Annotated in this window: 9 protein-coding genes and 2 pseudogenes; 4 read left to right on the top strand and 7 right to left on the bottom strand. The window is 30.9% G+C overall.

The features are described from left to right. Positions 1-51: 51 nt before the first annotated feature. Both MNO09_RS00275 and MNO09_RS00270 read right to left on the bottom strand, forming a co-directional pair. Positions 52-1371: an McrC family protein gene (locus MNO09_RS00275; protein ID WP_241949940.1), complete on the bottom strand. Its 1320-nt coding sequence runs from the start codon at positions 1369-1371 to the stop codon at positions 52-54. Positions 1372-1385: 14 nt separating this feature from the next. Further along, positions 1386-3785, bottom strand: coding sequence for a DUF8426 domain-containing protein (locus MNO09_RS00270; protein ID WP_241949939.1), 2400 nt, complete (start codon positions 3783-3785; stop codon positions 1386-1388). An 840-nt stretch (positions 3786-4625) separates the two neighbouring features. On the opposite strand from MNO09_RS00270, the gene MNO09_RS00265 reads away from it, so the two are divergent. Then, a complete protein-coding gene (locus tag MNO09_RS00265) occupies positions 4626-5186 on the top strand; it encodes a hypothetical protein (protein ID WP_241950021.1) in 561 nt (186 codons plus the stop codon). A 1657-nt stretch (positions 5187-6843) separates the two neighbouring features. Next, positions 6844-7740: an Rpn family recombination-promoting nuclease/putative transposase gene (locus MNO09_RS00260; RefSeq protein WP_241949938.1), complete on the top strand. Its 897-nt coding sequence runs from the start codon at positions 6844-6846 to the stop codon at positions 7738-7740. Here the strand turns inward: MNO09_RS00260 and MNO09_RS00255 are convergent. Both MNO09_RS00255 and MNO09_RS00250 read right to left on the bottom strand, forming a co-directional pair. Beyond that, entirely contained in the window at positions 7729-7926 is a 198-nt protein-coding gene (locus MNO09_RS00255; protein ID WP_241949937.1) for a hypothetical protein, read from the bottom strand. The genes MNO09_RS00260 and MNO09_RS00255 overlap by 12 nt on opposite strands. Before the next feature lie 276 nt (positions 7927-8202). Further along, complete coding sequence (locus MNO09_RS00250) at positions 8203-9354, bottom strand: M12 family metallopeptidase (RefSeq protein ID WP_241949936.1); 1152 nt, start codon at positions 9352-9354, stop codon at positions 8203-8205. A 338-nt stretch (positions 9355-9692) separates the two neighbouring features. On the opposite strand from MNO09_RS00250, the pseudogene MNO09_RS30950 reads away from it, so the two are divergent. Continuing rightward, positions 9693-9773 (top strand): annotated as a pseudogene (locus tag MNO09_RS30950) (recombinase family protein); the annotation flags it as partial. A 363-nt stretch (positions 9774-10136) separates the two neighbouring features. Here the strand turns inward: MNO09_RS30950 and MNO09_RS00245 are convergent. Then, entirely contained in the window at positions 10137-10769 is a 633-nt protein-coding gene (locus MNO09_RS00245; protein WP_241949935.1) for a hypothetical protein, read from the bottom strand. Positions 10770-11643: 874 nt separating this feature from the next. On the opposite strand from MNO09_RS00245, the pseudogene MNO09_RS00240 reads away from it, so the two are divergent. Further along, positions 11644-12195, top strand: a pseudogene (locus MNO09_RS00240) (right-handed parallel beta-helix repeat-containing protein); the annotation flags it as partial. A gap of 143 nt (positions 12196-12338) precedes the next feature. On the opposite strand, the gene MNO09_RS00235 reads toward MNO09_RS00240, so the two are convergent. Both MNO09_RS00235 and MNO09_RS00230 read right to left on the bottom strand, forming a co-directional pair. Then, the gene (locus MNO09_RS00235; RefSeq protein WP_200900946.1) at positions 12339-12467 is read right to left on the bottom strand and encodes a Phr family secreted Rap phosphatase inhibitor; all 129 of its coding nucleotides are present in this window, start codon (positions 12465-12467) and stop codon (positions 12339-12341) included. After that, complete coding sequence (locus MNO09_RS00230) at positions 12464-13576, bottom strand: response regulator aspartate phosphatase (protein ID WP_166689385.1); 1113 nt, start codon at positions 13574-13576, stop codon at positions 12464-12466. Before MNO09_RS00230 ends, MNO09_RS00235 begins: the two co-directional genes overlap by 4 nt. Positions 13577-13669: the final 93 nt, after the last annotated feature.

Here is a 13669-nt window from a genome sequence, read left to right as displayed (position 1 = left end):
TTTAACCTTGAACCATTCACTAGAAAACAATATTTTTCAATACTTTTCCTGTTATTTCAGACACTGCACTTCATTCCCCCGATTTAATAAATGCTTTTTCAGCACACTAAGGCTTTCTTGAATATTGGTTAAATCAACTAAGAAAACTTTTACTTTTAATTCGAGTACCTCGTCTTTATACGCTTTAAAATTAATATCAGTATCCTTCATTCCCTCATTTACCGGGTATAATAGCCATATTTCTGATGCCTCATATTTCTTTGAGTAAGCATACATTTGATACATATCAGCTTGTGATATACCATAATTTCTATTTGGGTCATCAATTAGCACTTTCCACTTCGTGTCTAATATTACCCTACTACCATCTTCACGCGTAATAACAATATCCGGTCGTAATGCAAACCTTTTAGGACTATTAAACAAATAGTGCCCCTTATCCTGAAGTGATACTTCCCACATCAAATCACTTAATACTTTTTTTAGGTTTCTAGCAACATATACTTCAAAAACTTTTTCCATCGGAAACAATACCGCTCTAGCATTTGTCTCTCCAGAAAAGGTCGTAAAGCTCTGATTCATCAAGAAAACTTTAGACCACTGCATTAGCGTTTTATAATCTTTTGTGTTCCTATCAATAACTATTTTTGAAAAATCCTTGTTATAATTAATTGAGGGTTTTACCTTTTCAAAATTAGGGAGCAACTGCCTAATTCCTTTTATATTGGCTGCACTCTTAGACAGCTTTTGTAATTTTAATAATGTTGACTTGATTAATCGATTTTCTGGTCGGTTCATTCCATACTCGTCATACTCTACATAGAATCGTTCTTTATGTATTTGATTTTTCTTGATTTGTTCCCGAATTATTAACTTCCCTTTAAAATAAATTACATTATCTACTACAGGAAAGTACGATGAGCGAAGACCTTTTTTTATTAATTCTCTTACTTCCTGGATATACATATTAATAAAAAGCTCATACAGGTTCATTTTATCTACGTTTAGATTAGCATCATTAAAAATCTTACTTGGAAAGTCTTTCATACTTCGGATCATTCTTAGAAATGTTTTCTTTGTATCCTCAAGCCCACTATTTGTAATCTTGGGAAGAATTTGAACCTGAAAACCATTCTTCATCTGAATTAATCCAACATAATTCCTTGCTTGAATTATTTTCCCAACATTTCTCCGCATACTTATTCTTAGAAAATTTGCTGAACTTGTTTCTTCGTTCACATTTAAGGTCAATATAAATTTTTCTAACTCTTGAAAAGTCTCCTCATTTAAATACTTATAAGAGTCATTATTTTCATAATCCTTATTGCAGGTTATTGAATCGAATTCACAAACCTCTAATAACTTATTCATTTCTTCACCATGCTTTAATAGATTTGTTTATAGCTATCTGCCCTATAAAAAGCTTCTGTCTGAATTTCATATTTCTTTTCTGGTAAATCAATATCTGGATTTCCTTTAAATATATTCTTCAGTTTAACTTCTGTATCTAAAACAAATTTATTTATATTATCTGTTTTGGCATTATCTCCAAGTACTAGCTGGATCTTGCTATAGTCTTCATAAAAATACTCTTGTAATAATGGTATAATATCATTTAAAAATATTTGTGCTAAATTCTGTATAGATTGCTTTTCTGCTCCAACCAAAGGAGTAAAAAAGGCATGTCCAATTGTATGCTCTCTATCATACAAGAATTCTATTCTTTCATTCATCGCTTTTAAGATAGCTGGAACATCAATTCCTTCTATTTCGAGAATACCTAGTTCTTTAAGTATTTCAATGTCGGGCATCATCTCAATGAATTTAAATCTTCTCCTTAATGCTGTATCCATTAATGAAATAGATCTATCTGCTGTGTTCATTGTCCCAAGAATATGTACGTTATTAGGGACCCCAAACTCCTCCCCTGTGTACGGTAAAAGTGCAGTAGTCTGTTCTGATGCTCCAATTCTCTTTGTTGGCTCAATCAGTGTAATTAATTCACCAAAGATTTTCGAAATGTTCCCTCTGTTAATTTCATCTATTATAAACACATAGGGGTCAATATTTTTTTCCACATTAATCTCGTTAGTACTCGTATACTTTTCAATTAAATTAATTACCCCTTCAATATCCATCTTTCTTAGTGGATACACAGTCTTCCTATCCAACTTTGTATTCTTATTTAAGGCATATACTTCTTCAATAATATTAGTAGCAATCCACTTCACTTTTCTTTTCCTTGGATATTTTTTATCGGACTCATCAAATTCATAAGGGCCGTCAATAATTCCAATTGCATCAATGGTAGTGTTGCTACCTTGAATAAATACAATATCTTCTTTTTGCATTTCCTCCTGAAAATTCAGCAGAATTCTACGTACTTTATCATTTAAATTATCGGTTTGTTCAGTGATGAGTTTATCCTTCTTAGCCCATCCAATCTTAATATAATCATTCTGAAAACATTCTTCTTTGAGTTTAGTTTGCCCCGTCCCTTCAAGAAGGACGTTCCACACGACAGGGTGCTTTCGTATCTTTAAGGAAGGTGCTTTTACTCTAACCTTTTTAGCCTCTTCACAAAACTTTTTAAATACCCCAGAAGTATATTCATATTTTAAATCTGATATGGAATCTTCATCTTGTTGATTAATTACCGGTTTTATTCCTTCAATAAATTCTTCATATCCGTAGGATTGATGAAATGTTGTAAAAGCAACTCTTCCTTCTTTTTTTAACATTTCATAACGATCTAGTACTTCTTTATAAGGCATTTCCTTTAATGACTCAATACTTTTTTTATCACAAATGGCAACTGCGTATAAAACCGTATTATACGTTTTACCTGTTCCAGGTGGTCCATACAAAATTTGATTCTTTGCAAATTCCACATCATTACTCCCCTTTTGTGAAGGATTTGTTTCTTGCTGTTTAGTTACCGTATTGTACAATTGAGATACTAATCGTTCACCCGCTCCCTCTGTCAACAATCTAGTTGAAATCCCTTGTGAAAGCCCTTTATCATTATCAACGGGTAAAAACAAACTATCAGTAATATCAATCTTCATGTACTGTTCCCCTTGCCATGTACCTAAGTGTTGAATCACTTCTTCACCTTTTAATCCAGCTGCATTACATGCCTCTCGAATGGCTATTAAGGAGCTCTTATCCGGCATCATCTGTACTTTTTTCGCTCTCTCAACATTTGCATTTTGTCGTGAAACAGGTGTGAAATCTTCATCTAAAATAAACAAATTGCCTTTTTTATTACCAATATAATAAACATCTCCTATTTCATAGGCACGCTCAAACGTTATTTTACCTTCCATCTTTAATTCTTCAATTATTACTCCAACTTTTAAAATATGGTCTATCTCAGCCAAGTTCTCACTTGTAAAATCTTCATCTAGATATCTCTTAAATCCCTTAAGTATTTCAAACATTTGAAACGGTAACATAACAGTGTCCCTTTTTCTGTTTTTATTGCTATGTTTATACCTGTAACAAATAATCGGATTTTCTATAATTTCTCTAACAACTCCCATATGTGTAATCATCGGCGAAGATATAACTTTTCCCTTTAAATCTTCGAATATATAATCACGAATAGAAGCTCCTGTTACCAGGTAAACCCTATCCCCAACCACTTCTTCTTTTACATTTCCGCTATCACTTTGAGACTTTGTAAGTTTAGTAAGTGATCTAGGCCAATAAATTGTTTGGGATTTTACAAAGATTTCATATTCCCCTATTGTATTTGAAAAAACAGCAAATTTTTGTGCCATAAAAATTTCGACTCCATTCTAACTAAACTGAGTATCATATTGCCTTTACCATAAAAATAATTACAAATGAATTTCTCTCTTATCCCATTATTGTATCATTTGTTTATGCTACTCTTATGAAATATATTAAATTGATTTTTTGTTAAAAACCCATGAATTATTTACAGTTCGGTTTCAGATGACAAACGGAGACCACAGTAGTTGATGTCCCTTCCCCCACAATACATTTCGATTTCTATTTTATTAATACAAGATATAAATTGTTAGTTTAAATTATATAGTTAAAAAAATGCTAATAAAAAGGAGGAAGATAATGATGAAATATCATGAAATATATCCGTCATTTTATTTTGTTAAAATTTTCTTTTTTTCATAAATCTCAGCCCTTTCTTGCTATCTATATTTCATCTATGTATATCCACTTCCCCACTAAAAAGTCTTCAGACACAGTGTTGTTTTTATATCTCATGTGTATTAATTCCCAATACAAAAAAATTCACCTACTACCAAATTACGTTTTTCTGTAAGATAACCCTATTTTAACATTAGAGATTTTTAATTCTTAAAAGGGGAATAATAGATTTTTTATTAATCTATCAATTCATTATTAATTACTCACTACCTAACATTATTTCTATTTCCAAAATTTAATTGATAAATAAAACACATAATATTCTAATAATTAAATTGTAAATATCTTGAAACCGCTGTTTTAAAGGGAATAATCGTTGAATTTCATTATTTTTCCGCTTTCTGAAGGGTATATATTTTTATAGACTAATGTATTAAGATAGAACTGTGCTAGAAAATACCGGTAAAAAAGCATAAATAAGGAAAAGGATAGGATTAAAAATGAAGACTATATTAAGAAATATTGTATCAATGGCGCTCGTACTCGCTTTGTTTACAACTTCTTTCGCTGGAATCTCCAAAGCGCAAGAGATTAATAGTGAAGAAGAAAAATTAGTACAAGAAGTAGCTGCACAATTAAAATTTGTTGTTGAAGAAGCTGCAGTTAAAGATAAACACGGAAGAGTAGTAGATATTGATATTGATATGATAGAAAACAAATATGGTAAAACTGAAGAATTAGAACAATTGAGACAAGAAATCAAACGTGTAAATACACCGCCTGGCTATGAAGATCCATTCAAACAAGAAACAGAAGCTGTAGATAACTGTATAGAAAGAAAACTTATAGCAAATTATGTAGAATTTCTATCAGTAGGTTTTATAGGTTCTATTATTGCTAATATTACTAACAAAGAATATGAATTAGCAGCTAGAAAAATGATTAGATTAGGCGTCAAAGGTAATTTAGTTAGTTTAGCTGGTCAACTTGCTTGGTATCTAGGTACATGTATATATGAAGAAGAAGGCTGGACAGGAAAAACATGGTAAGTGATAAAAAACAACCTCTTATTTTCTAGAGGTTGTTTTTTTTGAAGAAAATAACCACATCATAATTTCAAAAAACGCTACTATAAATAGTGTTTTTATAAGGTTTTCAAACCAATTGAAATGATTATGATTTGCATAGTTAAAAGCTATCAATACAATATACAGTAGGACTATAAAAATTAACGGTCTCTTATATGTGAAATTCAAATTAATCACCCCTTAAATACTTACTTAGAAAAGTTACCTTAATACTATGTTAACCCAAAGCGCAATCACTTTCGATGATTTTCTATATTTCTCCATATTTGCAACAGACGCTATTTCTTTATAAAATGTGCTCATACTTAATTCTAAAACACATTTACCGGAAGTTAAACTGAACATGAATCTAATAAAATCTTATATTAAATCCCCCCCAAACCTTAAATCATTTCATACCTTAACACTTCAAAAGGTACACTTTTCTATTTAAAGATTGATTTTAAAATTATATTTAGTTACAACTATAAATTCATCGAAAAATAATAAGTTATATTACGTTTTTAATTTTAGTTATTGGGTAAGAATGCTACATTCTTCTCTATTTACCTATACCTATATTTTTCATAATTTATTATGATATAGATATTGATTAAAAGCATTTTATACAATATTAAAAATTGGTGTTTTAAGGGATTTATAACAGTTGTTTGTTTTACTTTTCTAAATTCACATAATTTTCAAATATTAAAAGCGCATATGTTAGGATTTGTTATATAATAAAATTAACCCGTAGTTATAGTGTTTGCTCCGATTCAAATTATGAGATAGTTTGTTTTAACTTTTTTACATTATCTAAAAAAGAACTTGTAGGGATTCCTACAAGTTCTTTTTACTTTTCTTATTGTATTAGAAAAGAGCCCCTTAAATATAGCAGAAATAATAATGAAGTGTTTATTTCTCGTTTGCTAACTAAAATTTTGTATTTTAACAGGTTTCATTAATACAAATATTTTAGACTATAGAATGAATCATTAGACAGTTAAAAAAATAAGGAAAAAGGGAAGAACCACCAATATTCTTTCCTTTTTCCTGCAATTAGGGTCTCTATATTAATGAATATAGAAGATTATAAAATGTTGGATGCAACAGTTTACACTCAAAATTATAGCAGGAGTAACAGGTATTTTTTATGCAATATTGCATAAAAAATATGATTTATCAAATATACATGTCTAATGAGGAACACAAAAACTCTATATAGGATGAATTTAATTCTTACAGTTTCTTTATAGTGAATTAAAAGCGACAATAATAAAAAGGTTAATTTTATCAATACGAGTTTTTTCTTTTACATATTAAAATGGAAGTACCCTTTCAATGTATACTGACCCCTTCACAAATCGTGAAGGGATTTTTTTATTTAATAAATGAGTTTTACAAAAGATACAAAAATGTTAAACTCGTGAAACCCAGTGATATCATGTATGTATGTTGATATTACTGGGTATTTATTTGGATATTTAACACATTTTTTTACAAATTATAAAATGCTTTCAAAAGTAAAAAATCAGGATAAGTTCTTGTGTATATTGCAAAAAGGACTTGTTTGCAAGTGTACTCCCCTTTTATGTACAATAAAAGAAAAACATCTTAAGAGATGGGGAGAGGAAAACCCATGTCCAACCAACAATTAGTGAATTTACGCATTGATTTTGCTTTTAAACCATTATTTGGCACAAGTGGAAATGAAGATATTCTAATTGCTTTTTTAAATGCTATGTTACAAGATTCTTTAGAATCCCCTATTGTTTCCTTACAATTAGAAGACCCACACTTGCACCGAGAACATGAAGAGGATAAATTATCGATCTTAGATATTTCTGCAACATTAGATACGGGAACAAAGGTAAATATAGAAATTCAGCTAAATAATAATCATGATATGATTAAGAGAAGTTTATATTATTGGGGAAGGCTATACACATCCCAACTACAAAAAGGAATGCCATATAGTTCTCTTCATAAAACAATTACCATTAATTTATTAAACTTTGTTATGTTTCCAGAATATGAAGCATTCCATACAACAGGAGTCTTATGGAATCAACAACAACAGAAAATATTGAGTGATGATATTGAAGTTAATATTGTGGAGATTCCAAAACTCATGCAACAGTGGCGAAATGAACAAATAAATCCCTGGGAAGATTCGTGTGTTCGTTGGTTGTTATTACTTCCAGCGAATGAGGATGAACAATTAACCCAAACATTGGAGGATATTGCGATGAACCAAGACCCTATTTTACAAAAAGCAATGAATAAATGGGAACGTATGAGTCAAGATTCTTCTTTCCGACAAGCGTATGAAGCAAGGGAGAAAGCGTTGATGGATGAAGCCGCAAAATTTGCTCATGCTCGTAATGAAGGAAAGAAAGAAGGGCGTCAAGAGGGAATTGAAGAAGGAAAAATCCAATTGATTCGTGGAATGCATAAAAATGGAATGCCAATTGAAGATATTGCAAAATTTACGAATTTACGTATTGAAGAAATACAAGGAATTTTACAAGCATAAATAAATAAATAAATAAATTAACAAATAACACCTACAGATATGCCTGTAGGTGTTATTTGTTAATGATCTCCCCCCTGGAAGGTGATGACCACCAGCATTTCCATGTGCATATTTCCAACCTACACCTGGTTCATTAATATAATAACCAGTTTTTCCATCTGCGTATTTATAACTTATATATTTCATTTGAATTCCTCCCCCTTTTGGTTAATACTTATATAGTCGTTTAGACCCAAATTAAGCGTCTAATCTCTTGAAAATTACTTTAGTATTTTCGTTGCTTAGCCATGCTGATAAATGGTTCATATGTACTCGTTTCATTAAAAGGATGTCCGAAACCATATCCACCTTTTTCTGCATGATAACCGTATGTGGCAATGCCTACACCTTTCGTGTTGCTTTTTTAGATTTCTACATAATTGGAATCTCGCCCATAAATGTATGATGCCCCCTACTAGATAGCTACAACCTTTGCGACAATAGAGCTACTGGAACGGATCTTACTTCCACTGCTTCAGGTTTTATACATACTACTCCATATAACACCCCTCTCCCATCACCCACATCAAGCTGATGACAATCTGGAAATGCTGCTCCGAAACCATGATTACCTGCGTAACTACTTACTGCTCTAAATCTTTCTCCTTCATCTCTTGGATCCCCTAATTCAGAAGCTGGAACAGATCTTACTTCTACTGCTTCAGGTTTTATACATACTACTCCATATAACACCCCTCTCCCGTCACCCACATCAAGCTGATGACAATCTGGAAATGCTGCTCCGAAACCATGATTACCTGCGTAACTACTTACTGCTCTAAATCTTTCTCCTTCATCTCTTGGATCCCCTAATTCAGAAGCTGGAACGGATCTTACTTCCACTGCTTCAGGTTTTATACATACTACTCCATATAACACCCCTCTCCCATCACCCACATCAAGCTGATGGAAATTTGGAAATGCCCCTCCAAAACCATGGTTGCCTGCATAACTACTTACTGCTCTAAAACGTTCACCAAAATCCAGTGATTTTAAATACTTTGCATACATCAAATTAACACCAACAATATCACCCTCACTAAGATTATCTCTTTGACCAATTTCTACCTCAGATTGTTTGGGTTCTACTGTTGGTAATCCATTTTTTGAATGAGCATACATTCCATAATGCATGATTGAATTATAATCGTAGGGACCAGAATCCTCCCTAATTTCCGGTTTTTGATCGAAATCCTTAACCTTATTGTCTTTTATGTTTACATCATTAATCTGCACATAGTCATTACGATCTTCTCGACAATGTTCGTGCGCTAACCCTACCGCATGACCTATTTCATGTTTCATATTACCCTCGCTGCAATCATCACCGATTATAATTTCCTGTCTGCCCCCTGTCATACCTGTCATTGACTCACAAAGGTCTTCGTCGGAACTTGGAGTAAAAACTACATAATTAGGCTCATCTGTCCTAATAACAAAACGAATAACAGTCTTTTCTTCCCAATGAGCGATAGCACGTGTTACTCTTTCTTGGTCTGGTAATGTTGAATCAATTAAATAAGGAACTATCCCGTTTGTCCAGCGGTATTCTTCTCCACTTTTAATACAAGCCATTATATTAAGCACCTCCATATTATTATTGAATATTTTCATTCATTGATAACTTTACCAACATCATGTATTTTTATGAAAAACATATGATGTTGCAAGAATTTACAGGGTATCAAAAGGTACAACTTTTAGGAATATAAAAAACGACTCAAAATCACACGTCTAAAGGTTAAAAAATACGTTTGGGACACTTCAAAATCCAAAAGTACCTTTTGGTGTATTTTGGTTATAATTTAAGTTAACTAGATTGAATAATGTTAAAATTCTAACTTTTAAAGAGGTTGTTATTTTGTGAGTACAAAAAATCAGGCTATATTCGTGTTTCCAGTATTGATCAGAACAAAGAACAAAAAATAAATTTAGAATTCTTAAAAGAACCATTTATTATGGTGACTTATGACGGTAATGCCACAAATGAGTTATACTCTCTCTACCTCTGTATAACAGAGCCTACTTTGTATTTAAGATCTTTCGTTTTTTCCATTTCTTCAGAATCTAATAGTTCTTATTTTAATTCCTTATTGAACTAATCTAATCCGTTATTGGAAGAAGAATTTTTAAATACTACAGAAATGACTTTAATATCTCTGCAGAGTCACAATACTTTAATGTGTTTTAACTTTGTTCCCTTCAAAACATGAAATACATAAAACGTGCTCTATAAATAATTATAATTATTTATATGAAAAAGGCGTATCTTATTTATGAGATACGCCTTTTCACTCTTTTTCTATACAACTACCAAATAATACTTTTATCTATTTTGAGCGTTGTACAATTACATATTATCTATTTTTTATAAGCTTTATTAAACCAATAGTGTTTCCTTCATCAATTTTATGATTAGTAACTCTTTGTAATTCCTGAATCGTTCTTAATTCATCTATTTTTCTTTCATTATGTCTTTCTTGCTCGAATATATTCACGCAATCTTTATAGTTATCTGCTCTATAATTAGAAAGATAATTCTCAAATGTACTAATTGCATATGGATAACGATAATCTACAGGTATCTTTAATATATCTAACTGTTCTACTAATTGTTTCTCAGCTAGTATTAGATTTGTCAATGTATGATTATTTTTTTCAATTCTTTTCTTTATTTGTATCCTATTTAATCTATAAATTACCTCGGTATACAATCTTGCCCCTAAATATATTGAACCACCAAAACTGATCCATACAAATATAAATCGTATTATTGCAAAATACTCTGGAATTATACTAAAAACTAATGCAAAGGGAATAAACACTATAAATATAAATACTATACTTAAGATAATATTTATGAAATTTGGAAGTTGATCTAGATCAAAATATGGACTACTTAATCTATAGTATTCTTTCCTAACATTATACAATTTTCCTACTAATGGTTTCCCCTCACAAATATTATTGAAACATATTTCTCTTTCCATAGATGCACCTCTTACACAATTAATAATTATATATACTAATATATTATATTTATAATATCAATGTTTTATTATTATTACACACTAAATAGAATACGCTGGGTATCTCCTCTTACATATTAAATATTATTATTGATACAAGATATAAATCGTGAATTTCAACTATACAGTTGAATAACAATGCTTATAAAACGAAAAAGGATACTGATGAAATATCAAGCAATATTTTTACTTAATTTCCCTATTTCTATTTCCTACATGATCCAAAACCTGTGCCATGATAACTCCAATAAATACTGCAACTAGTCCTATAATAATCAAACCAATAATGTTGAAAATCAAACATGTATATTAATTTATTTGCATATAGTTATTATTTATGTTACGATTTAATAGTTGTTAAATTAAGTAGAATTATTGTGTTTTGCTTACTTAATGATTTAGAATAAAAAACCAATAAAGATAAAATTCAGCGGAGTTCTTTTCTGTTTCACCTCCGTAATTATACAAATTAAAAGAACAGGGACATATTTAGCGAAGTTCTTACCCATTCACCTTCGTAATGATATAAATTAAAAGAATGGCGATTAAATTTTTTATGTTCTACTATAGTGAGCAAAAAAACTGCCTCCCAACTGTTAGACATGTCTAACGATTGGGAGGCAGTTTTTTCTATAAAGAAATACAAAAATACTCTTTGTACAAAAAAATCCATGACTAAGAAAATCTTTATGATTCAAGGGTAGTTCATTCTAAAGATGTATTTTCAATTCTTTTATATTGAAAACCACCATGTAGCGTCATTCTCGATTTACTAATGAATTCTACAAATTGAAGGATTATTATAGATAATTAAATTAAGATATACCGGTACCAGCACATCGAAGCTAATGTAAAGAATGGAAACGCACACGGTATTGCTGTAAACGGGAATGTAGATTCTTTTGAAGTTACTAATAACAAAGTACATGATAACAACAATATTGGAATTGTTCTGATTGGATATGAAGGCGTATCTCCAGTAGCTGCTTTAGATCAGGCACGAAATGGAGTTGTTCGTAATAACGTGGTCCATCACAATTCATCCATCAATAATACGAGTTATAATGAATATTCAGCTGATGGTATTTACGTGGATGGCGGTAAGGAAATTATTATTGAGCACAATCAAAGCTATGAAAACGACCTTGGTATTGAGGTGGCAAGCGAACATGCAGGAAAAAGCGCAAGCCAAATTACCGTTAGAGACAATACGATATCCAATAATATCATGAGTGGTATTGCCATTGGTGGATATGACAATCAGCAAGGATATGCTAAAAATAACACGATTACGAACAATGTAATTTATAAAATGATACAAGAAGGAAATGAACAACATAGTTTATTTAGCAAAATATCCCCTTCGTTCAAACTAATTACAAAATAAAATAAATCTACTAAAAATTCTCTATTTCCATCCAGTACCTCTCCCCTGTAAAAGTTATACAAAAAACAAAAAGTTGTAGTTTCATTGAAACTACAACTTTTTGTTTTCCAAACTCATTTCAATTAAATTATAACACAGTACTATTAGTGATGATCCCCATCTGCAAATCTTGTAAACTCCGTATTATGTTGTTTTTCTACAAATGTTTGTACGCCCAGAGTTAAAGTTAATACAGTAATCATTCCCATTAAAATAGTCATTGTTTTCTTCATTTCAAGGCCTCCTTATCAACTGCTTTTTTTCTTGCCTGTGTACTTAAATAAAAATACTTACTAGCATTAGAGTGATTTTCTTCTTGATAAAACTTAATCGCTAACTCTTCCATAGACTCTTGCATATACATGTATAACTCTTCTCTCTCAAAATACTTAACTCCTTCTAATACTACTTTTTCAAGCTTTTCAGCAGTAGCATCTCTATTCAGCGCTTCTAAAATCATAAAACGATGCTGATATTCCTCAAGTTTCAATTCATTACAGATTTCCAACCCTTTTTTAATAAGGTCTCTTGCTATTTCATGTTCCTTAAGTTTATAATGCTCCTTTGCTTTAATAAGGATAGCTTTATAATGTTTAGGCTTCTTCTCAACCACTTCAGAAAGATAACGAATTGCTAATTCAGAAAGATTTTGACTTGCATATAATAAACCAAAGTTGTGTCTAGCCATTAAAATATAATAGTCTTCATCGATTTTTTGAAATTGATTCATTGCGGCTGCAAAGTGTTCTTCAGCTAGTCCCCACTCCTTTAAATGGGTACAAGCCAAACCTAATAGATTTTCACAAAAAGCAATGTTTGTTTCACATCCATTAAATTTACGGTAAATCTCTTGTGCCTTACTTACATACTTAATTGCTAAAAGTCCTTGAAATATATCATAATAAAACGAACCTAATTTGTAATAAAATTCAGCCTTTTCCAATTCATCAGATATATTCTCCAAAAAAACTTTTGCCTTATCAAAATATTCGCTCGCTTCATTATATTTACCTGTTACACTCCTATGAATAGCTTTAAAAAAATAATAATAATAAGATAAAAGCTCATCCTCTGGCATTTCAAAAGATTCTATCTTTTCAAAGCTTTGTTCAGATAAGCTTACATTATCCACTAAATAACTATATCGAAACTCGAGGAGAGAATAATATAGTAATAACTTCTTAGCTTCTAATGAATCCCATTCATCCTCTTTTAATTCCTGGATTAGGCTATCAATTTGTTCTTTCATACGGTGTGCTTTAGAAATGTTTCTTGAACGAATTTCAACATACCAATTATTCAATAACTTTGTAACTTGTTCGCTACCCATAGTTACAGACATATAAATCCCCCTCACCCATATTATGTATATCTATTTAATTCTACCAGAATATTCCGTCTATATGGACCCCTCCTTCAATACTGACGTTTCTAA

Source organism: Bacillus sp. N5-665 (assembly GCF_022637375.2).
In the GTDB taxonomy this organism is placed as follows: Bacteria; Bacillota; Bacilli; order Bacillales; family Bacillaceae_G; genus Bacillus_A; species Bacillus_A wiedmannii.
Note: the sequence above shows the minus strand (reverse complement) of the source record. Positions and strands in the feature narration are given on the sequence as shown.

Excerpts from the sequence above, each read along its gene's own strand:
- MNO09_RS00250 (WP_241949936.1), bottom strand. The coding sequence starts at position 9,354 with ATGGCTTGTATTAAAAGTGGAGAAGAATACCGCTGGACAAACGGGATA.
- MNO09_RS00235 (WP_200900946.1), bottom strand. The coding sequence starts at position 12,467 with ATGAAGAAAACAATGACTATTTTAATGGGAATGATTACTGTATTAACT.
- MNO09_RS00245 (WP_241949935.1), bottom strand. The coding sequence starts at position 10,769 with ATGGAAAGAGAAATATGTTTCAATAATATTTGTGAGGGGAAACCATTA.
- MNO09_RS00275 (WP_241949940.1), bottom strand. The coding sequence starts at position 1,371 with ATGAATAAGTTATTAGAGGTTTGTGAATTCGATTCAATAACCTGCAAT.
- MNO09_RS00260 (WP_241949938.1), top strand. The coding sequence starts at position 6,844 with ATGTCCAACCAACAATTAGTGAATTTACGCATTGATTTTGCTTTTAAA.
- MNO09_RS00255 (WP_241949937.1), bottom strand. The coding sequence starts at position 7,926 with ATGAAATATATAAGTTATAAATACGCAGATGGAAAAACTGGTTATTAT.
- MNO09_RS00270 (WP_241949939.1), bottom strand. The coding sequence starts at position 3,785 with ATGGCACAAAAATTTGCTGTTTTTTCAAATACAATAGGGGAATATGAA.
- MNO09_RS00230 (WP_166689385.1), bottom strand. The coding sequence starts at position 13,576 with ATGTCTGTAACTATGGGTAGCGAACAAGTTACAAAGTTATTGAATAAT.